This window comes from Candidatus Thiothrix sulfatifontis, assembly GCA_022828425.1.
GTDB classification, from domain to species: Bacteria; Pseudomonadota; Gammaproteobacteria; order Thiotrichales; family Thiotrichaceae; genus Thiothrix; species Thiothrix sulfatifontis.
This window is the reverse complement of the sequence record CP094685.1, coordinates 3578492-3599452: the sequence shown is the minus strand read 5'-3', so window position 1 is coordinate 3599452 and position 20961 is coordinate 3578492. Positions and strand designations below refer to the sequence as shown.

16 protein-coding genes and 2 pseudogenes are annotated in these 20961 nt (G+C 47.1%); 12 read left to right on the top strand and 6 right to left on the bottom strand.

The features are described from left to right. Positions 1-41 precede the first annotated feature (41 nt). The 9 genes from L3K52_18035 to L3K52_17995 all read left to right on the top strand — a co-directional run bounded on the left by L3K52_18035 (position 42) and on the right by L3K52_17995 (position 10119). Complete coding sequence (locus L3K52_18035; GenBank protein ID UOG92064.1) at positions 42-2870, top strand: DUF4214 domain-containing protein; 2829 nt, start codon at positions 42-44, stop codon at positions 2868-2870. Between the two features lie 189 nt (positions 2871-3059). Continuing rightward, the gene (locus tag L3K52_18030; protein ID UOG92063.1) at positions 3060-6692 is read left to right on the top strand and encodes a hypothetical protein; all 3633 of its coding nucleotides are present in this window, start codon (positions 3060-3062) and stop codon (positions 6690-6692) included. Further along, positions 6662-7045 carry a hypothetical protein gene (locus L3K52_18025; GenBank protein UOG92062.1) on the top strand — a complete coding sequence of 128 codons (384 nt, stop codon included), beginning with the start codon at positions 6662-6664 and terminating at the stop codon, positions 7043-7045. Before L3K52_18030 ends, L3K52_18025 begins: the two co-directional genes overlap by 31 nt. Next, on the top strand, positions 7042-7692 hold the full coding sequence (locus L3K52_18020; GenBank protein UOG92061.1) for a hypothetical protein: 651 nt from the start codon (positions 7042-7044) through the stop codon (positions 7690-7692). Before L3K52_18025 ends, L3K52_18020 begins: the two co-directional genes overlap by 4 nt. A gap of 76 nt (positions 7693-7768) precedes the next feature. After that, entirely contained in the window at positions 7769-8254 is a 486-nt protein-coding gene (locus L3K52_18015) for a hypothetical protein (protein UOG92060.1), read from the top strand. A gap of 113 nt (positions 8255-8367) precedes the next feature. Beyond that, positions 8368-8670 carry a hypothetical protein gene (locus L3K52_18010; GenBank protein UOG92059.1) on the top strand — a complete coding sequence of 101 codons (303 nt, stop codon included), beginning with the start codon at positions 8368-8370 and terminating at the stop codon, positions 8668-8670. Between the two features lie 117 nt (positions 8671-8787). Then, entirely contained in the window at positions 8788-9111 is a 324-nt protein-coding gene (locus L3K52_18005) for a hypothetical protein (GenBank protein UOG92058.1), read from the top strand. A 184-nt stretch (positions 9112-9295) separates the two neighbouring features. After that, complete coding sequence (locus L3K52_18000) at positions 9296-9667, top strand: hypothetical protein (GenBank protein UOG92057.1); 372 nt, start codon at positions 9296-9298, stop codon at positions 9665-9667. Beyond that, positions 9664-10119, top strand: coding sequence for a hypothetical protein (locus tag L3K52_17995; GenBank protein ID UOG92056.1), 456 nt, complete (start codon positions 9664-9666; stop codon positions 10117-10119). Before L3K52_18000 ends, L3K52_17995 begins: the two co-directional genes overlap by 4 nt. Here the strand turns inward: L3K52_17995 and L3K52_17990 are convergent. The 6 genes from L3K52_17990 to L3K52_17965 all read right to left on the bottom strand — a co-directional run bounded on the left by L3K52_17990 (position 10093) and on the right by L3K52_17965 (position 18933). Further along, complete coding sequence (locus L3K52_17990) at positions 10093-11421, bottom strand: O-antigen ligase family protein (protein ID UOG92055.1); 1329 nt, start codon at positions 11419-11421, stop codon at positions 10093-10095. The two genes, L3K52_17995 and L3K52_17990, sit on opposite strands and share 27 nt — an antisense overlap. After that, positions 11418-12710 (bottom strand): hypothetical protein, encoded by a 1293-nt coding sequence (locus L3K52_17985; GenBank protein ID UOG92054.1) that lies wholly within the window; start codon positions 12708-12710, stop codon positions 11418-11420. The genes L3K52_17990 and L3K52_17985 overlap by 4 nt, the downstream gene beginning before the upstream one ends. Positions 12711-12748: 38 nt before the next feature. Then, on the bottom strand, positions 12749-15238 hold the full coding sequence (locus tag L3K52_17980; GenBank protein ID UOG92053.1) for a polysaccharide biosynthesis tyrosine autokinase: 2490 nt from the start codon (positions 15236-15238) through the stop codon (positions 12749-12751). A gap of 40 nt (positions 15239-15278) precedes the next feature. Further along, on the bottom strand, positions 15279-16016 hold the full coding sequence (locus L3K52_17975) for a polysaccharide export protein (protein ID UOG92052.1): 738 nt from the start codon (positions 16014-16016) through the stop codon (positions 15279-15281). 61 nt (positions 16017-16077) lie between these two features. After that, positions 16078-16899, bottom strand: coding sequence for a capsular biosynthesis protein (locus L3K52_17970; protein UOG92051.1), 822 nt, complete (start codon positions 16897-16899; stop codon positions 16078-16080). Between the two features lie 84 nt (positions 16900-16983). Next, positions 16984-18933 (bottom strand): polysaccharide biosynthesis protein, encoded by a 1950-nt coding sequence (locus tag L3K52_17965; protein UOG92050.1) that lies wholly within the window; start codon positions 18931-18933, stop codon positions 16984-16986. A gap of 534 nt (positions 18934-19467) precedes the next feature. Here L3K52_17965 and L3K52_17960 point away from each other — a divergent pair. The 3 genes and pseudogenes from L3K52_17960 to L3K52_17950 all read left to right on the top strand — a co-directional run bounded on the left by L3K52_17960 (position 19468) and on the right by L3K52_17950 (position 20940). Further along, a pseudogene (locus tag L3K52_17960) lies at positions 19468-20094 on the top strand (matrixin family metalloprotease). Positions 20095-20295: 201 nt separating this feature from the next. Further along, positions 20296-20538 (top strand): annotated as a pseudogene (locus L3K52_17955) (hypothetical protein). Next, positions 20518-20940: a DUF4214 domain-containing protein gene (locus L3K52_17950; GenBank protein ID UOG94033.1), complete on the top strand. Its 423-nt coding sequence runs from the start codon at positions 20518-20520 to the stop codon at positions 20938-20940. Before L3K52_17955 ends, L3K52_17950 begins: the two are co-directional and overlap by 21 nt. Positions 20941-20961 lie beyond the last annotated feature (21 nt).

Below are 20961 nucleotides of genomic sequence, written 5' to 3'. Positions count from 1 at the left end.
AAATTTTATCTCTTGAACTTGAACCAATTAGGAGCAATCTAATGGCTGCGAACCAATACTACGACACAGTGCAAAATATTTACATTGCATATTATGGCCGCCCTGCTGACCCAGAAGGTCTGGCTTACTGGGCTGATCGCCTTGACAAAGCGAATGGTAATCTTACTCAAATCATTGATGCATTCGGTAACTCTGCTGAAGCACAAGCTTTATACGGTAGCGAAACTATCAAAGCTCGTATTGAAAAGATTTACATGCAGTTGTTTGGGCGTGAACCAGACGCGGTAGGTCTGGAATTTTACGAAGGTAAAATTGCGAGCGGTGCGATCACTCTTGCGTCTGTCATGCTTGACGTTTTGAACGGTGCGCAAAACGAAGATAAAGCTATCTTGGAAAACAAGCAAGCTATTGCACAGGCTTTCACTGCTCATCTTAATGAGTCTAAAGAAGTTAGTGCTTACGCTGGTAACGTTGCTGCTGACGCAGTACGTGATTTCATGAGTGGTGTTGGTAAAGACAATCTGAACGAAAAGCAACTGAACATTGACCCAGTGATCGTGAAGCTAGTCGGTGGCAATACAGCACCAACCCCAGGTATCGTAACGTTGACTGCTGATACTGACTCACTCACCGGCACTTACTTCAAAGCACCTGTAGGTTATACACCGAACGGCAACGACCGTATTAACTTCCTGCAAGACGAAGATACCCTGATCGGTACCGGCGGCAATGCAACATTGGACGTAACGTTGGGTACACCCAATGACAACGGTACTTCTGTTGTTACCCCTAAAATGGTTGATGTACGTACTATCAATGCTGAGTTTTCTAGCAGTGTTTCCAGCATGGAATTGAATCTGCAAGACTCACAAGGTGTTCAGTATGTAAACGTTAACCGCATCAGCGGTTCAGGCAACAGTGCCACTATCGCTGACATGAAAAGCATTCCGCTGAACATGACTCTGAACAACACGTCTGCCAGCACTAACACGATGACGTTTGACTTTGCTGCACACACGTTGGACAAAAAGAGCAACGGTACTGACCCAGCAGCGGCAGGTTTCAGCGATGGTGACGTAGGCTCTATCACTATTAACAACGCTGACGTTGATAACTTAGTGATTGGTGAAGTAGACAAAGGCTTGAATTTCCTGGAAAAACTGCGTGTTGACTCTGCGGGTTCAATGTCACCTAACGTTGTGGGTGCACTGAATGTTCAAAACCTGGAAAAACTGTATGTCTCTGGTAGCAGCAACCTGACTATCGGTGACTTGGTAGGCATGGACAGCACTCTGCAATACCTCGATGTACGTGGCATGACGGGCAAATTAACGTTGTCTGACGCGGCTGTTGATTTGATCAAAGCTGACGAAGATAGCTTGAATGCCGGTCAAGTGATTGATGGTAAAGATTCTGCGACTGACGTGCTGGAAATTTTCGACACAGCTAACGTCTCTGCTGCTGATTTGGCTGGTATCAAGAACATCAACGAAATCAAGTTCAGCACTGGCAACCAAACAGAAGAGCAAGTGCTGACTCTGGTATTGAACGACGCAATTCTGGATGGTTTCAACACTGCCGGTACTGCTTCTCAAGCTACCCCAGAAAGCATCAACATTTCTTTGGGTGCAGGTTCTGCACCTAAGAAAGTGGTGTTGGATCTGACTGATGTAACCACACCTGGTCAGTTCATTTTCAACGTATCGGATGCAGATTTTGCTAACTTCACCGTGATTGACCCGAATCATGTCTTCCGTGCAGCACTGAGCAACCCAACTTTCAGCATTGCTAACGCAACGGTTACAGAAGGTGGTACTGCGGTTGTTACTATCACCCGTGATGATGCGACCGATGCAGCTTCTATCACTGTGCAAACGGCTGATGGCACTGCAACTGCCGCTGATTACACGGGTGTTGGTACTGCCATTACGTTTGCAGCAGGTGAACTGAGCAAGACTGTTGAAATCAGCACGACTGATGATACCGCAGTTGAAGGCGATGAAACCTTCACCGTGGCGATCTCTAACCCAACTATCGGTACAGTGTCTGCCACTGCGGCCACTGCGACGGTCACTATCACTGATAATGATGCGCCAGCGAGCAATCCTGTATTCACGATTACCAACGCAACAACTGTTGCAGAAGATGCTGGCACAGTATTGGTTGCGACCATTACTCGTGATGATGCATCCGCAGCAGCAAGCCTGACGGTAACTGTTGCTGGTGGTACTGCGACTGCGGGTACAGATTTCTTTGGTGGTACTGCGACTGTCAATTTTGCAGTTGGTCAGACTACTCATGATATCCAAGTTGAAATTGTTGAAGATGCGATTGTTGAAGGCGCTGAGACTTTCACTGTCACGATTTCTAACCCATCCATCGGTACGATTGGTGGTGCGGCTGCTACTACCGTCACTATTACTGATAACGATGTTGCACCACAGGTTGAAAACTTGGTGGTTCTGGGTATCGCTGGTGCAAATGCCAGCATCACCGGCAATAACGCTGTGGATGAAATCTTCACGTTTGACTTGGTTGGCGCACGTGCAACTGCTGACAATACTCAAGTCGTGTTAGGCAGTTTTGATGCTGCTAACGATAGCCTGCGTATTGATCTGGCAACTGCTAATGCAGCGATCACTAGCTTGTCACAACTGGATGGCGTTGACGGTATTTTGGTGCAAACCAACCCGATCACCAATTCAACGCTGATCAACTTCGGGCCTGACCTCAACGGTGATGTTATCACTATTGAGCTGCAAGGCATTACTAACGCCTGCAGCAGTCGATGTTGCAATCGTATAACTAGTGTCCAAGGGCTATGGGAGGTAGATGGTTTAGCTCCTGTACAGATTAATAACTTAAATTAAACATTTGATTATTTAGGAGATTTATCATGGCCTTTTACTTCAGGTAATGATTTTAACGTTTTGCAAGCTAGCTGACAGCGCGAACGTTGGTGCTGGCGCTGGTAACGACACTTATGTATTGACCCCTGCTAATATGTCTGCTGGGGTCAAGTCATCAACATTTCTGATGCTCAAGGTGCAAACACCCTGATGCTGACGGCTGGCATCACTATCGTGAGCAGCGCAATGGCGGCTGACTCACTGCAATTGGTTATTTCTTTGGCTGGTGGCGGTACTGCTACTATCAACGTGTTGGGTGCAAACACCTTTAACTACAAGCTGGCTGGTAACGGTTTCGATGCCAACAGCGGTGTATCTTACGATTACCCACAACTGATCAACGAACTGGGTGCAGCTACGCCACCAACAGCGGCTAACCCGGTTGTCTTCGGCACACCGAATGCTGATGTCAACGCTGACGGCACTATCGGTGCAACAGCGCCTGCGACTTCTGCTTTCAGCATTGCTACCGCAACGGCTACTGTCGTTGAAGGCAATGATGGCGCTTCTACGGATGTCACCGTAACCATTACCCGCACCGGTGATACCGCTAATGCAGCCAGTGTTGATGTGAACTTCGGTGGCACAGCCAACGCGGCTGACTTCACAGCAACTGACCCAGCACCAGCCGGTGCGACCGTTACGTTTGGTGCTGGCGAAAGCACTAAAACCATCACGGTATCGGTTAAAGGCGATGTTGAAATTGAAGCAGACGAAACCATCAGCATGAGCTTGGCGAATGCTTCCGGTAGCAACACGATCAGCGCGACCGCAGCATCCGCTCAAGTCACTATCACCAATGACGACAGCTTAGGCGATACGTTTGTATTGACAGCGAACGTTGATGCGCCGCCTGCGGATACGTTCACGACATTCCAAGCGCCGCAAGTGTTCACACCGGGTGGTGATGACCGCATTAACTCCCTGCAAGACAATGACACGCTGATCGGTACTGATGGTACTGCTGATGTGTTGAACGCGACCTTGGGAGATAACGCCGACACCTTAGACTTCAACATTATGCCAACGTTGTCTAAGATCGAAACGGTCAATGTCAACTTTGATGTTGGTTTTATGGCATTGGATCTCCAAGACTCCACCGGTATCACCAGTGCCAATATGATGCGTGTCGATGATCTCGGTGGTAATGCTGCCATCAATAATATGACTGCCGTACCGACTGCGATGAGTGTGCACAATACCAGCGCTCAAGCAGGTAGTTTAGATTTCACGTTTACTGATGCCGCCGTGCGTGGCACTGCCGATGCCAGTACCATGACGCTGGACAATGCTAGAATCCAAGCTTTAACTGTTCAAGAGAATGGTGCAGCAGATCAAGGTATTGAATCCCTGACCATCAACAGTGTTGGGACTGCGAATACGGTTGGACGTTTGTTTGCTCAAGACTTGGATACCTTAACCGTTACCGGTGATCAAGACCTGCGGGTAGCTAACCTTTTCAACGGTGTTGTAAATGGTACGCAAACTGAAGCGGTGTATAGCGCTCCAGGTTTCCAAAATACGGCGGGCACGTTTGATACCTTAGATGCCAGCGCGTTTACCGGTAATCTGGACGTTGACGTGTCAGGTGACATGGATGCCAACGTTGAAGGCACTTCAGGCAACAACGTCGACTTCACGCTGACCGGTGGTGCCGGTGATGATGTCTTCCGCGTAGGCACAGGTCTGGATCGCGTTGGTGGCGCAACCGACAATGACACCATTGATGGTGGTGCAGGTGCTAACACGGTGCGTGTATTCTTTGATGGCAATGGTGGTACTGCTAACTTGGTAGTAGACAATGGTGCGACGGTGACCAATGTCCAAACCTTGGATATGCGTTATCAAGGTACTGACGTTGCTGCTACCCTGATTGCTGACACCAGTGTGATCGGTGGGTTGGAAAACGTTGTGGTGCGTAACGAGTCGCAGCTCGGTGCTGGCGCTGTTACATTCCAATTGAATGAAATGTCGGATGCAGTCGCTGCGAATGGTGGTGTGACTATCCTGCACAGCACGACGGGTGACAATGGTCTTGGCGATAACACGCTGGACATCAACTTGGCTGACGCAGCGGGTACTGGCGCTGCTGCGGAAACAGTGGTGGTTACCATTGCTGATGGCATCAACACTGACCCAACTTTCCGCTTTACACTGGATGCCGATGGTGAAAACGCCGCAGGCGTGATTGATGCAGGCGCAGTTGAAAATCTGACCATTATTGACACTGACTCCGAAACCAATGAAGTCGATGTCGTGAAAACCCTTGATCACACGGGTGTCGTTACCCTGAGCGGTGGTGCTGCGGGGCAGAGCTTCGTGATTGCGAATAATTTCGCAAACGCTTTCGGAGAGACTCCAGTTGGTACTGGTTTTGGTGTTGCTGACAACCGTTTAGAAGCAGCGACTGTTGATGCTTCTGGGCAAAGCTCTGATGTTTGGGTCGCTTTGAGTGCTGATGCAACAACACAAGGTCATGACCAAACGGTAACGGGTGGTACGGGTGATGACACGTTTGACTTCCGTAACCTCTTGAACGAAAACGACACGGTTAATGGTGGTACCGACGGCACTGACCGGGTACGTGCGACGTTTGCGGCTAATCAAACTGACCCATTGGAGTTGACTAGCATCGAAACACTGCGTTTTGCGGTTGCTGATCAACCCCCTGTCATAGGAGACGTTGACAATCTAGTCGTTGATTTGGATAAGGTTGAAGGTGTTGAAACCTTAGAAATGATTGGCTCTTCTGAAGCAATCAATATCGATGGTGTGATTGTTGAGACTTCTGATATTTTGACAGTTGAACTGGACGGTGGTGTACCGACGGTTTCCTTCAATGGGGTTGGTACACTCGACAATGGTTTCGACATCAACTTCAATGGTGTAACCGTTGTTGAATCTGTTGGTACTAATACCTATACCGGCAATGCGGATAGCGTCACATTGGCGTTTGGCAACGAAGGCGTAGACAGTGCTGGCGTTACTTATGCCACTGGCGCGGTTACGCTGAACGGTGTGGAAGCGTTGACAGTAGCCGTGACTGATTTGGTTGATACGCTGGGTGTTGGCAATGTGGTTGTTGGCGAGGCTGGTGTCACTATTGGTGGCATTACCTCTAGCACATTAACAACCATTACGGTTAGCTCACCAGCGGCAACTTCCACTGGTGTAGTGAACACGACCAGTGTGAACTTGGGTGTGGTTCAAGGCAATGCCCTGAATAGCAGCATTCAGAGCGTTAATGCCAATGCAGTATCCGGTAACTTTTCTGCTGTGTTGAACTCTATGGGTAACAATGCGACGGTTACAGCTACTAGTGACGGTAATATTCTGAATACTGACCTTACCACTCAGGCTAATATTATTGGTGGTCATAACATTAACTTGGGCAACAGCTTCGGTGATAACATCACTGTTACCACGGGTCGTGGTAATGACACGATTACTGGTTCTAGCAGCGGCGGCGACGTGATTAACGCGGGTAACGGCGACAATACGGTTGATGGTCGTGGCGGTAATGATCAGATCAACACAGGCACTGGTATCGACACCATTAACGGTGGTACTGATGATGACGCCATCAGTTCCGGTGCTGGTGATGACGTTATCCGTGGCGGTTTGGGTACTGACAATGTTTTGGCTGGTGCTGGCAACGACGTGATCGTTGTGGTTGGTAGTCTGGATGTTGTCGATAACCTCGGCTACACGGTTCAATCAGTTACTGATATTGATGGTACGGGCGTGTTGACTTGTTTGATCTGTCGACTGGTGTACCTTTAACTTTTGGTTTCGCTGCGGCGTTAGCGGCTACAGGTCTCGGTGATCTGGATTTGTCTGGGGTAGTTTCCGTGGACGAATTGGCGGGAGGCATCAAGGTCAGTGATGATGTTGAAGTGGGTGAAGTGATTTCTGGTGGTGACGGTATCGACACGTTGGTTATCTATGGCACAACCAATCTGGCTATTCTGGCGAATCAGTTCAACGCAGCAGGCGACATTGAGCATGCGGTACTGAAGTCTCATGCCATCATGACGGTTGGTCAAGTAAACAGTCTGCAAACCATCAATGGTAATGGCGCGGATAGTGAACTGACAATTGTGGGTTCTCTTGCCGTTCAGATGTGGTTAATGTGATTACACCTGTTTTACCACCTCTACTACCTGAAAATCCAGCAACTGGCGCTGAAATGACAGGTTTGGCACGGATCACCCTGACTAAAGGCGCTAACTTGGTACTTTCCACTGCTGAACTGAATGCATTGATTGCTTCTGGCTTGGTAGAAATTAACGCAACAGAAGGTACAGTTACGCCAGCGGCAGGCTCAGCAGGTGCTGCATTCGATGCAGCCTTGAATGCGGTTTTGGTTCTTGGCAATACTATCACGCTGAGCGCGCCAAACGCTGATGTTGACTTGGTGGATAGCCTTAATGCTGACCATACTACAACCTTGGGTGATGATGTTATCAACTCGACTGCTGCTAATCTGGTAGGTTCTGATGTTGATGGCTCGAATGGTAGTGACCGACTGGTCGTGACTAATACGCCTGCGGCTGCTTTGGATCTCGCGGATATTGTTAACGTTGAAGCACTCACACTGCAACAAGGCAGTGCAGCCCCTGTCAGTGTCTTTAATGGTGCTGGCGTAACTACTAGCGTTGGTTTTGGTTTTGCTTCTCAGGTTATATTGGGTACGGGTGGCCAAGACCTTTACTGGTTCTACAGCGTCAGATGTTATCTTTGGCGATGCTGTCAGCAATGGCGACGATGTTATCTCGACTGATGCTGGTATTGACAGCATCACTGTCGGTGGTGGCAATGACACTATCAATGCTGGTGCTGGTGATGATGTCGTAACCATGGATAATGTTTTCGGTGGTGCTGCATTGACCAGTGCAGACGTGGTTGACGGTGGTGCTGGTAGTGATGTGTTGGTGATCGTCTGTCGATCTAGCGCGTCGAATGACCTTGCCAATGTGACTAACTTTGAGTTTCTGGCTATCGATAATGGTACTAGCGCGAGCGTGTACATTGCTCCAGAAAGTTTAGTTGCTGCTGGTGCTACCTTGCAGGTAGAGTTCTACGGTACTGGGGATGCTACTTTTAATGCTTCGGCTGAAACTGATGGTACGTATGTATTGTACGGTGGTCTTGGCGATGACGTTCTTATCGGCGGTGCCAACGGCGATGAACTCTGGGGTGATGAGGGTGATGATACTATCAGCGGCGGCGCAGGTGCAGATGTAGTGTATGGCTCTGACGGTCATGACACTATTGATTTGGGTGCTGGTGCGGATGAATTCCGAGGGATGACTTCCTGGATGCGAACAGTCACGTCACCTTAACGGGTGGCGCAGGCGTTGATCGTTTCAACCTGACATACTACGCTGAGAATGGTTTCCACAATGGTATTGTTAACATCACTGACTTTACCCCAGGGCTGACAGGTGACGTTATCGTGCTGAATCTGACGACGGCTGCTATCGGCACTTCTAATGGAATTGCCGGTATCGCTGCTGGTTTGAACATTTTGAGCAATGAGCGGACTACCACGCAGATTACTGGTACGGCAACAGCAGCAGCAGTTGATGCAGTTGTAGCGGTTTTCAATAGCAGTACAGGTAATGGTGAGTTGTGGTATGATGATAACTGGTCGACCTTGACTGGTCGTAAGCAAATCGCAACGCTGGATAATATGGATAGTGCTGCCGAATTGAATGGGGTTTCTGCCCTCAATGGTGTCGACTTTAGTATTATCTAAACGTGTTATTTTTTCGAGTTAGGCGATAACTTGAAACGGATAACTGACCTGCCTTCTGGCTCTTTGGAGCCAGAAGGTTTAAAGAGATAAGTGAAGTAAATTTTTTAAGGAGTTTTTATGAAAAAGATATTATCGACAGCAGTGGCAACATTGGTTCTGTTTGCTCTGACTAGTGCTACTGCATATGCAGGCCCACGCGAGAAGCCTGCTGCTGCTGAAACGGCTGATAAGGCTGCTGAAGAGGCAACCTATCAGGCCGCTGGTAACACTGCTGCTCAGAGTGCTGTAGAGGAAGTTGCAGCTACTGATGAGAAAGTAGAGGACAGTGAGGCAGCAAGGGATGAGGTTGAGGCCGCACTTGCTACTATCTCTGATGTCATTGACAAGGTGCTAGAGACTGTTGAAGACAAGCAAAGTGATGCGCATGTAAGCCCTGTTTAATTGTCTATTTTTTCTTAAAATCAAGTTGATTGAAAGCCACTTGTTTAATGCTGACAAGTGGCTTTTTTTAATTCATGTGGAGCGGGTACTGACGCTATGCTAGGATGTTGGCGTGAGAATTGAGTGCAGAACTGTCTGCCTTAATCTGCTAAACTTGAGGTGATGTATTCACAAGGTCACTACCATGCAAGCAGTCGCATCCCTACGCTACGGGGTCATTTTCAAAAAAGCCTTTTCCCAGCCAGACATCTTTACCGCTTTTGTCAAGGACATCCTCGGTATTGAGCTGGACATTGATCGGGTGGAAACCGAAAAGTCCTTCCCCAGCCCGGTGGGGAGTATTGACAGCCGCTTCGATCTCTTCGCCGAAGACAAAACCCAGCGGATTATTGTTGACATCCAACACCGCCGTTATAGCGATCACTACCCCGTTTTCTGCATTACCACTGTGCCGCGCTGTTGGAGCAGGGCGTTACCGCCAAAAATTATCAACCCGCGCTGGAAATCTACACCATCGTTATTCTCACCTCTGGCGATCGCCACCAACGTGACATGAGCCAAATCGACTTCGACCCCAAAGACCGCCACGGTCAGGGATTGGGGGAGATCCCGCACAAAATCCTGTTTCTGTGCCCCAAATATGTCAATGCAGAAACCCCGGAACCGTGGCGCGAATGGCTGCTGGCGATTGACGACAGCCTCGATGGGCAAGTGGATGAAACCCACTACCACAAAGCCTGTGTGCAAAAAATTCTGGAAATGATTCGCCAAGACAGCCTCACCCCGCAGGAACGCGCTCGCATGAAAGACGAATACAGCGAGGAAGAGCTACGCCAAGAAGAAGCCGAAAAAGCCGCACAACGCGGCAGAGCGCAGGGAATACAAGAGGTCAAAGAAGCCGTTGCTCAACGTCTCTTGGCTAAAGGGATGGAAGTTGCGTTGGTAGCGGAAGTGACCGGCCTGTCGCTAGAACAGTTGCATTTAGCGGCGGCTTTTACACAGAAATAATCCTGCTAAGAAAGCAAAGAATAAGGCATTAGCAGGAATATGGAAATTGAACTCCACCACAGCGTGCAATAGCATCAACAATATCCCAATACCAGCGCCTGTTTGGATAAAATGTTCTTGCTGCCATGCTGCTTGTCGCAACTGCCACCAACCATACAAATACAGTATAAAAAAGCCTAAGATAATGACAGCACCCACTAGCCCTGTTTCAAATAATAATTCGAGATAGTCGTTGTGCGCATTATTAACAAAATTACCGGTTTGCCCTAAGGGTTGAAGAGCGCGGTAAATATCAGAAAATGTACCGGGCCCTGAACCAAGGGGAAAAAATTGTTGGATACCCGCGATAGTGGTATCGAAGAAATCCCAGCGTAAGTCTTCCATTGGGTTAGCTTGTGTAAAACGGTTTAATACGGGTATTAGCCCTATATTAATAGCCAAACCGATACCGATAGTACTGGCTGTGGTCATTAAGCCAGTAGAGCGTTTACCGCCAATGTGTCGGGAAAAGACCAAACTTGACAATAAAATACCTAGCATTATTAATACGACTCCAGCGCGGGAACGTGAGAAAATACCAGCCAGTAATAGCAATAACGTCAGGCTAATAAATACCAGTAAATAATTTAATCGTCGTTCCAGATGTTCCGTAGAGTCACGTTCGTGTTTGGTATGGTTGCCTACGCGGTAAGCAGCTAATCCAAAACCTAGTGGCAAAGCCATTGCCATCAACGCTGAAAAATGATCACGATTAGGGTAAGTACCACTTGCATTGTCACTGAAACCGGCGGCGTATTGGGTTAAACCATAACCTGCCTGGAACGCCGCAACGCCTAAAAAAACATAAACCAAATACAATGTTTGACGTTTATTCAAATAGCCTATCGCGAGAAAAATACTTAACGGCGGCAATAATGCTAATAAGCTATAAACCGTATTAGCAGGAATCAATGAAAGCGCGAGATAAATAGTATCTTTATTATGCTCACTCAGCCAATCGTAAACAGCGACATAAATTGTTCGCCCCGGTAATGTGCGCCACATTGTTTCAGGAACAGGGATTAAATACATTAAAACCAAACCGATACTAATGACTAAAAACCACCAAATAGGTCGTGAAATATATTGATGAGGTAGCCTCCATCCAGCGATGATCAGTAAAATTCCGAGACTAAGCCCTTGCATAATCATTAAAGCCAGCGCGGTATTGCCCGCCCGCAATAAAGGAGCAAATAAAAGCAGCAGGCAGCTTAACCCGAACACGAGCCATTGTGAAATAGTGGGGAGATCTGTGGGTTTCATGGTGATTTAGGGGTTATTTGAATACCATCGAACCACAATCCACCTTCGTAAAGTTGATCATGGGCGTAGTGACTAGCACTCTCTAAGCGCAGAATTTGCGTTTTACAGGTTGTTGAATCATCGTCAGTACTATCGGGTATGTTGAAGGTCATGGAAAGTGTTTGCCATTCACTAGTATACCCCTTGAGCGCTTTGCTTTCACCTAAGTGTGTCGGATTGCCTTCGCAGCGAATTCGCCATTGTAGACCTTTAGCAGTATTAAAATGATCAAGTCGGTAATGTAACGTTAGCGTATAATCGCCCGTGGGTAATACCAAGCGTTGCCAGACATGGGCAAAGTCAATTCGCTTTTTTTGCGCTTTGAATCCGATATGTAATGCTTTTGAGCCGATACTGTTGCCAGTTATTCCTGTTTTAACAGTGACTAAGGTGTTAGAACTCAAATGCCATGCAAAAGCTTCATTATGTATTTCGCCTTCAAAACTACCGTCATATAGCAAATCTTGTGCGAGCTGTTGGTGTGTAGGTGTTAATGTTTTTAACCAAACAGTTTTAGCACGCTGCCATTGTTGTTCTTTTACAAGCCTATTGATGTAAGGCATATGTTCATTTTTTTGCATAGGTTTATCGGCAGTGAGTCGTGCCTGATAGTATTTATCTACAAGTGCTATATCATCTTCTGTTTGCGCTAGGTACTGAAAAAAAGATGCCCACCAATTCGGTGCTTGTTGGGCATATTGCATAATGTTAGGTGCAGTTTGCTCGGCTTGCGCGAGTGTATGCAATGCAGGAAAGAGAGTACTGTTATAACGTGATGTTTGGGCAAATAGTGTGTCAAGTGCCTTTAGTAATTGTTCAACGTTCCCTCTTGCTAACCAGTGAACAGCAACCCGTAGTAAGGCATCTTCATGAACAGGCCAAAGTTGTGAAGCAAGTAGCGCCATTTGGTCTAATTCAGCACTATTAATCTCATTGTTTTGATTAATATTTAAAAATCTAGCGATTCCACCGCCACTACTTACATTGGTTTGAAGAGCACGCCATAAATAGCTTTGCGCGGTGATACTATCGTCACGAGCTAAGGCTTGGTCTGCTAATGCCAACCAAGCGTCTGATGTTAAGGCGTAGGGAGCATCAGGTGAAATGCTATCAATAGCATCTTCCCAATGTGTTGTCCTATAAGCATAAATAGCCGCCAATCGCTCCGAATACATTTGTCCCATGCCGCGTTCCACAACCTGCCAACCTAACAGGCTTAAAACGGCGATTAATACTAAACGCAACCACATGTTGTGCGATCCTTGATTTGTATTCTATATCTCATTCTCTACGCCGCTTTTTTCCCTGTTAACGCCTTTTTCTTCGGAGTACGCCCGTCACCCTCACTGCTTTCCCCCGCTCCGTAACTGTAGTAGTAGTCATAACTGTAGTAGTTAGAATCACCCACCGCACTTTTTGCTTTAGTAAGCACCACGCCTAACAGGTGGCTGCGAGCTTGCCGCAAACGCTCGTAGGCAGAATGCAAGGGCTGCTTACGGGTTTCATTGTATGCGGTAATGAGCAAAGTGGCGCGGGTATGATTGCCAATAATCAACGCATCGGCCAAACCAAGTACCGGTGGCGCGTCGATCATGACCAGATCGTAAGGCAATTGCCCATTCTCGGCTCGCATGGTCAGTTCATGCAAATGTTCACTGGATAGCAACTCAACCGGGTTAGGCGGAATCGGCCCTGAGGGAATCGCAAACACATTTGGAATCAGTGTCGGTTTAACCAATGCTTCCAATTTTTCTTGACCGGTTAGGAAATGTACAAAACCCTGACTATTATCCAGTTTAAAGCGTTTGTGTATCGTGGGTTTGCGTAAGTCACCGTCAATAATCAATACTTTTTTACCTGCCTGCGCAAATGCCGTGGCTAAGTTAATGATCGCACTACTTTTCCCCTCAGCAGGGCCTGCACTGGTCACGTTCATAATGCGTGGTGCACCGGTGCGGGTGGCAAACATCAAATTGGTTCGCAATGAGCGGAACGCCTCCGCGACGGCCGAAGTGGGTTGTTCAGCGGTCATCAAGTGATACTCGGTGTCGGCGCTGCCTTTACTGCGTTTGCCAATCGCTGGGGCAATACCCAGTAATGGCAACGGTAACAAGCGTTCAATGTCTTCTTTGGTTTTGATGCGGTCATCCAAAAATTCCAATAAGAATGCAGCGACCACGCCAATGAATAAACCCAGTACGGCACCTAATGCCAGATTTAGCTTCTTGTTAGGTGTGTGGACAGCGTAAGGCACAATTGCCGCATCAACCACCGCAATATTGTTGGTGACAGCGCCACTGGCAACTCCCACTTCTTTAAGGCGTTGCAATAAACCTTCGTATACATTGCGATTGGTTTCCACTTCACGGTTTAAGGTGTTGTAAGTAATGCGTTTGTCACGTAAATCTTGCACGCCTGATACTTGGGTTTGCATCTCTGCACGCAATTCGTCTTCTTTCTGCTGGGCTTCCAAATAATCTGATTTTAAGGCATTTTGGATATTGCGGGTTTCTTGTTGAATCTGTGTTTTCAATTCCGCAATTTGCTGATCAATACCCGTGCGTATATTGCTACTGGCTTTACTCAGTTGGGTATCGATTTTATTGATTTTCTGCTCAAGCTGTACCATCAATGGGTAGTCTGGTTTGTAAATTTCCAACTTTTCTTGGTAGTCGGCTTCTAACTTGGCCTTTTCTTGTTCAAGGCGTTGAATGGTGGGGTCATTAATCGTGGTACTGCTGCTAACCGATTGTGCCCGTACTTCCAGTTCAGTCAGTGCTTTCTTGAGCGTTTGGATCGTGGTGCTGGCCAAAACCGCTGAAGCCATATCCGCTGATTTGACTTGGCTATACTTGGTTTCAGCCGAGATGCGGTCACGTTCGGCGGTGGCTAATGCATTGCTCAAGCCAGATAAGCGCTGTTCTTTCATGTTCTCATTGTTGATATCCAAAATATCGGCTTGTTTAGCATAGTCGGCAAGCTTGGCTTCGGACTCTTCCAACTTACTTTTGGTTAATACTAGCTGTTCTTGCAGGAATTGCTCCGCGTAACGGGTAGTACCGGCGCGACGCTCCAAATTCATATTGATGTAGTTTTGAGCAATGGCATTGGCAGCATTTGCAGCAAATTCTGGACTGGCATCATCGTATTGAATATTCACGATTTTAGAGTTTTTCACCGGAGAAATGGTGACATTTGCCAAGAATTTATCCGCTAAGGGGCGTTCACCTTTGACTTCGGCGGCGTCTTGCGCGGTTTCTTCAGTACTAAACGCTTCCAACCAATCCGCGTAGAAGGGTTTGGCTAATTGTTCTTGAGTGCCACGCAGTTTGTCTTCAATGCCCATATTGCTAATCACGCGGTCAGCTAGGCTACGGCTTTTGAGCAATTCATAATGGGTTTGATAAAAATCTTTGCTATTCACGCTGCTGCGTTGCGAGTCGTTCGCTGCCACATCGTAATCCAAGAGACGTTGTTCCTCTTGATTGATTTCCATGGTAACGCCTGCTCGATAAATAGGCGTAATACTCAGGGTGAAGATTAGGGTAATCAGAGTAATCAAAATGAACAGGGTGAAGATTACCGCACGCCGCCGCCGAATCACTGACCATAATTGGCGCAAGTCGATTTCGTCATCATCACTCTTGTCTTGCTCAAAAATAGCAGGTACGGGTTCTGGTTCATTAACCGTCATGAATTTACGTTGGCTCAGTGAGGTCACTTCCTGCCGAGGGCGGGAATTATCATCGTCATAAGAAGGGTATTTTTGCGTAATCATAATTTTTACCAAGTGTATCCGTATGCCAAGCCCGTTAGTTTTAATTAAAAGGGTTGATTAACCCTGAAATCATGTCTTTTACTTCTTTAAACCAGTAACGACTGTCCGAACGGTGCGCCACAATCTGATCATTTCCGCGCATATAAGGGTCACGTAAACGCCCATCCCGAATGGCTTGAATATCCAATTGATAGGCTTTAACTTGCTGACCATTGCGTCGAAATAACACTACTTTATCCGGGCTGGCAAGATTAGCGAGACCACCGGCTAAGGCAATGGCTTGCAGAAACGTTATGGAACCTTCGATAGGATAAACGCCAGGTTTATTTACTTCACCTTCTACCGTAACCCGTTGATTGGTAAAGCTTTCAACTAAAATGCTGACTTGAGGGTCTTGTAAGTATTTTTGTTGCAACAAGCCACTGAGTTGCTTTTCTACGGCTAACGGTGTTTTCCCGCTAACTGCTAATGCGCCTATCAATGGCAGGGAGATTTTACCATCTGAACCAACCTTGTATTTTCCCGATAACTCCTCGGCTTGGAATACCTTAATGTCTAGCAAATCGCCTGAACTAATAGCGGTATTTTCAGTGGGTGCTAAATAATCCAGTTCTTGCAAGCTAGAAAAAATACTACCAGATTCAGTAGTGCCTAAGCCGACTTGCTGTGTATCTTCCGGGTGAGCAGGCGGTGTACTACAACTTGCTATTAAAGCGGCACCGACAAATACGGCGGTGGCGGGTAACAGGGAGTGCAGCCTGTTTAAATATTTGTGCATTTCAAAAGCCCTTGAAACGTTGAAAGTCGTCTTAAATAAAGAATAATAAAAATAAATGTGATCAGGCGAAAAAACGGCTAAACCAACCTTTTTTAGTCGCCAACTGCTCAGAAGCCATGTAAGGCACAACGGCTGTCGATAAACCCGGTGGTTGACTGACCGCCGCAGGGTTGGCGTTGTCGAGAACCGCTTGCGGGCGTTCCATGACCATGCGCATGATTTCTGCTTCATCGCCGGTCATGTCGATAGCCGCAGCAATGCCTTCCGACAGAATCGGCGGGCGGCGTTCGGTGCCGTGTGCATCAGAGGCAATAATATGCACAATGCCTTCCTGTAACATCCGCTCAGACCACTGCTTGGCTTTGTTGCCAAATTTGCCACTGATTGCACCAGCGGTGATTTGAATCCATGCACCTTGTTGAGCGGCAGCGACAAAATCTTGGTAGTGATCGTCTAACCAACGCAACCGCTCTGGATGCGTAATCAGCGGAACGTATCCAGCGTTAATGAAGTTTTCAATCTGTTCCAAAAATCCGGGGACAGGCACGTGATGAGAAGGCTCAAGTAAAAAGTAACGTGAGCCGTGTAATGTCGGAATATCACCGTTATGCAAGCCCATCATGACTTCTGGCACCATGTGAACATCCGCTCCTGCTATCAATGTCAGCCGGATTTCGGCTTCATCCAATGCCGCTTGCAAGTGGTGCAAGGCAGGCACAATCGTGCTGGTCGAATTATGATAAATACCCGGATAAATATGCGGTGTACACGCCAGATGCGTTGTACCGTCAGCAACGGCAATACGCGCCATGGCGAGTGATGTTTCCAAATTTTTAGAACCATCACACAACCCCGGTAATATATGGCTATGTAAATCAATCATAATGCGTCACCTGTATCATTAAGTCTCAAATTATATACCATTCATCTGGAAAAATTTGTGAAATTGGTCACACTTTTTGCCGAGTTAAGCAACGCCTTCTAACTTAACAGGGAAGGGAATAACACAACTTGTTGCTTTCGGTGCACGTATATCGGGCGTTACACCAGGGTGTTTAAACCCTTGAATATGGCTGTGGAGCAAGCGATACACTTTAGCTAAATTGCGTTGACGGCAATCGGTATCCAATGAGTCTAGCATTTTCGTCACGTCCGTCCATTCCATGCAAGCTTCATGCGCCATAAAAATGCGTGGGTGTGAGGTTGTTTGCGGACTTTCGCCAATCAGCAACTCTTCGTACAGTTTCTCACCGGGGCGTAACCCTGAAAAGCTAATAGCAATGTCGCCTTGTGGGTAGGCTTCGGTTTGTAACGTAAGCCCTGAGAGATTTACCATGCGTTTTGCCAAATCAACAATTTTAACCGGCTCGCCCATATCCAATACAAATACTTCGCCACCCGTTGCCATCGCTCCCGCTTGAATAACCAGTTGCGCGGCTTCAGGAATGGTCATGAAATACCGAATAATATCGGGATGCGTCACAGTGATTGGGCCGCCTTTGCGTATTTGTTCGCGAAATAGCGGTACCACCGAGCCTGATGACCCTAGCACATTGCCAAACCGTACCATGCTGAAAATCGTATCACCGGGCATTTTTGCCAAGCCTTGCAGCACTAGCTCTGCCATGCGCTTACTGGCTCCCATCACATTGGTGGGGCGTACCGCTTTGTCGGTCGAAATTAAAATAAAGCGTTCAACGTTTTCCGCCCGCGCCGCTTTGGCAGCTTGTAGTGTGCCGAAAACATTGTTACGCAAGCCTTCGATCGGATTGTGTTCTACCATTGGCACATGTTTGTACGCGGCAGCGTGGTAGAGTGTGTTGATCCGATGTTGGCGTAACGCTTCTTCAACCCGTTGATAATCTTGAACCGAACCTAACATAGGGATAATCGGCACAGATAAGCGTTCGTGGCGGCAAAGGTTTAATAATTCTTGCTCAATTTGATAGAGCGCGAACTCCGATAACTCGAATAAAACCAAACGAGTTGGTTGCAAGCGCACGATTTGGCGACACAATTCTGAGCCAATGGAACCGCCCGCCCCTGTTACCATCACCGCTTTGTTGGTAATGCACTGGCTGAGTAAGTCGGCTTTTGGGGCAACCGGGGAGCGCCCTAGCAGTTCATCAATGCCAATTTCGCGTAATTCGGCAATCGACCGTTCGCCTGAAACCAGATCACTTAACTCTGGAATCGTGCGCACATGTACCGATAGATGTTCCAGCGACTCCACGATTTCACGGCGGCGTTGATGGCTAACCGACGGCATCGCCAGTAATACTTGTTGAATATGCCGCGTTGCGATCAAATGAGGCAGTTCTTCCATAGCGTGAACCCTTACCCCGTGAATAACGGCTTTATGTAAGGCGGGGTTGTCATCAACGAAGATTGCCACTCGGTATTCCGGCATACTCGCTAACGTTGATGCTAATTGAATGCCTGACTGACCAGCACCGTAAATAGCGACGTGAATATGACCATTTTTGTGTTGCGAGGTTTGATGGTGATGCCGAATCAAGTAACGACTGCTTCCCACCAAAAACAACGCTGTTCCCCAATAAATGGGATAAAAAGAACGCGGGATGCCATCCCAGTCAAACAATAACGCCATTGTGCCCAGCAGTACCGCCGACACGGTAATGCCTTGAATCACGGCGAGCAGTGCCTCCCCACCCATGAAACGCACAATTGCTCGGTAAAGCCCCAGTGTGATAAACAATGGAATCGTTACCAAGGGTGCTGCAATCATCAGCCATTGACCGTCTTGCAAATCAGGTTGCCAAGTACTAAATCGCATCGCAAAACTTAGCCATACCGCTAAAGCCAGCAATGCAGTATCAGCACCAAGCATAATGACGCGTTTTTGCCAGCGAGGTAGTGCTAACAACTGTTTGTAAGCAGATTTTTGAGTATTCATGGGTACGGCGCTCCCTAATCCGTGTATATGGTTTAATACATTCCGAACTTATTGATGTGTAACAATAATAATCACCAATATGTGCTCATATATTGCTCAGATTAATTGTGACATCATTGATTAAAAATGATACTAAATTTTCTCTATCCTTCAGCAATAATTAATATTAGACAACCTATAGTTAATTTTATGTGATCAAGTTCACAGTGATCTGAACACGAAGCAGGTAATATTAGCATCAGCAATAATAAGGTACTGTTGCTTGCTTTATGAGCTGAGTAAATTTAGTACCAGTGATGGTGAGAGGTCAGTGAATCTTTGGAAATCCTCATGGTCTATAAGTTTGAGTGATATGCAAAGTGTTATATGAGATTAGGGGTCATAATCGTCAGGGGTAAAGTTGTGGCTATTAAAGATGAAAAATTGATTGCCGATGCACTAAGCAGTGGTTATCAATGGAGCAGTGGGCGTGTAACCTTCAGCTTGCCGGTCGTTGGCAGTCAGTGGGGGTATGTCGGCGAACCAAATGATGCCATGTATGGTGTTTTATCGGAATCGCAAGCAAGCCGTGTTCGGGATGCACTCAATGCTTGGGATGAAGTGGCTGCATTAACGTTGACAGAAGTCAATGATATTGTCAGCAAGGGGCAACTACGTGTGGCCTTTGCTAATGTTGGAACCTCTGAGGCAGGTCATGCTTATTACCCTGGAATCACGGAGCAGGCGGGTGATATTTGGTTGGATGATAACTTAAAGAATGTCACCCTAGCAGACAACAGTTACGCCTACTTCTTGCTCTTGCATGAAATTGGTCATGCTTTAGGTTTGAAGCATCCTCATGAAGCGAGTGGTCTTAGCAGTACCGTGCTGCCGACAGAATTGGATGATATGCGGCACACAGTTATGTCTTACCGTGAGCAATCCGATCGTTACCAGTTGAATTTCTATATTAATGAGTCAAACAACTTAGCGTATAGCGCAACATTTGTGTACGCATCAGCGCCCATGTTATTGGATGTATTGGCTATCCAGGCGTTGTACGGTGCTGATTATACGACAAGAACGGGTAACGATACTTATCGTTGGGAAGCAGGCGAAGCGTTTCTTACCACGTTATGGGATGCCGGTGGAACTGATACTATTGATGCATCCAATCAAGTAGCCAGTATTATTAATTTGAATGCCGGAACTTTTTCATCACTGGGTTTGGTTTCAGCAAATGCGTTGAAGCAAGCGTTGGCAGCACAATTTCCGCAATATCCTAGCAGTTGGATCGATGAGCGCGTGGATCGCTTTGCAGCCGATGGCACATTGTATACAGGTAAGGATAATTTGGCGATTGCTTACGGTGTTACGATTGAAAATGCCATCGGTGGTGCTGGTAATGACACATTGATTGGTAACAGTGCGAATAACATCTTGCGCGGTGGCGCTGGGAATGACGTGCTGGAAGGCGGGAGTGGTAGCAATACCCTGTTTGGCGATGCCGGGTATGATGTTGCGCGTTATGCTTCGTCTAGCAATGCTTATCGAGTGACGCAGAATGGTGATTCATGGGAATTAGCATCTCTCAATAGCGGTACAATAGATGTTCTACATAGCATCGAGAGCCTAGAATTTGTTGACAGAAGCTTTTTTGATAGTACCGAGGCTCAGCAGGTTTATCGGCTCTATCAAGCGGCATTTGATCGCACACCTGACAAGGGCGGCTTAAGCTATTGGATTAGTCAATATGTTGCTGGTAAAGACCTTGCCACGATTTCAGCAGGCTTTACCTATTCACAAGAATTCATGGCACTTTATCCCGTAGGTGACACTTCTGCTTTCTTATACGGTTTGTACGACAATGTGCTGGGGCGCACGCCTGATGCGGGTGGTTTAGCTCATTGGCAAGCGGAAATGCAAAAAGGAATGTCAGCGGCTGCGGTGTTGTTGGCATTTAGTGAAAGCACAGAAAATCGTATAAATTTGGCTGCGATTATTGATGACGGTTTTTGGTTAGCTTGATTTGACAACCTATGATTATTC

Bases quoted from the DNA above. Each gene is read 5' to 3' on its own strand.
- L3K52_17965 (UOG92050.1), bottom strand. From the start codon at position 18,933: ATGAATACTCAAAAATCTGCTTACAAACAGTTGTTAGCACTACCTCGC.
- L3K52_17975 (UOG92052.1), bottom strand. From the start codon at position 16,016: ATGCACAAATATTTAAACAGGCTGCACTCCCTGTTACCCGCCACCGCC.
- L3K52_18030 (UOG92063.1), top strand. From the start codon at position 3,060: ATGCTGACGGCTGGCATCACTATCGTGAGCAGCGCAATGGCGGCTGAC.
- L3K52_18005 (UOG92058.1), top strand. From the start codon at position 8,788: ATGAAAAAGATATTATCGACAGCAGTGGCAACATTGGTTCTGTTTGCT.
- L3K52_17995 (UOG92056.1), top strand. From the start codon at position 9,664: ATGAGCCAAATCGACTTCGACCCCAAAGACCGCCACGGTCAGGGATTG.
- L3K52_18015 (UOG92060.1), top strand. From the start codon at position 7,769: ATGGATAATGTTTTCGGTGGTGCTGCATTGACCAGTGCAGACGTGGTT.
- L3K52_17985 (UOG92054.1), bottom strand. From the start codon at position 12,710: ATGTGGTTGCGTTTAGTATTAATCGCCGTTTTAAGCCTGTTAGGTTGG.
- L3K52_18000 (UOG92057.1), top strand. From the start codon at position 9,296: ATGCAAGCAGTCGCATCCCTACGCTACGGGGTCATTTTCAAAAAAGCC.
- L3K52_18035 (UOG92064.1), top strand. From the start codon at position 42: ATGGCTGCGAACCAATACTACGACACAGTGCAAAATATTTACATTGCA.
- L3K52_17980 (UOG92053.1), bottom strand. From the start codon at position 15,238: ATGATTACGCAAAAATACCCTTCTTATGACGATGATAATTCCCGCCCT.
- L3K52_17990 (UOG92055.1), bottom strand. From the start codon at position 11,421: ATGAAACCCACAGATCTCCCCACTATTTCACAATGGCTCGTGTTCGGG.
- L3K52_17970 (UOG92051.1), bottom strand. From the start codon at position 16,899: ATGATTGATTTACATAGCCATATATTACCGGGGTTGTGTGATGGTTCT.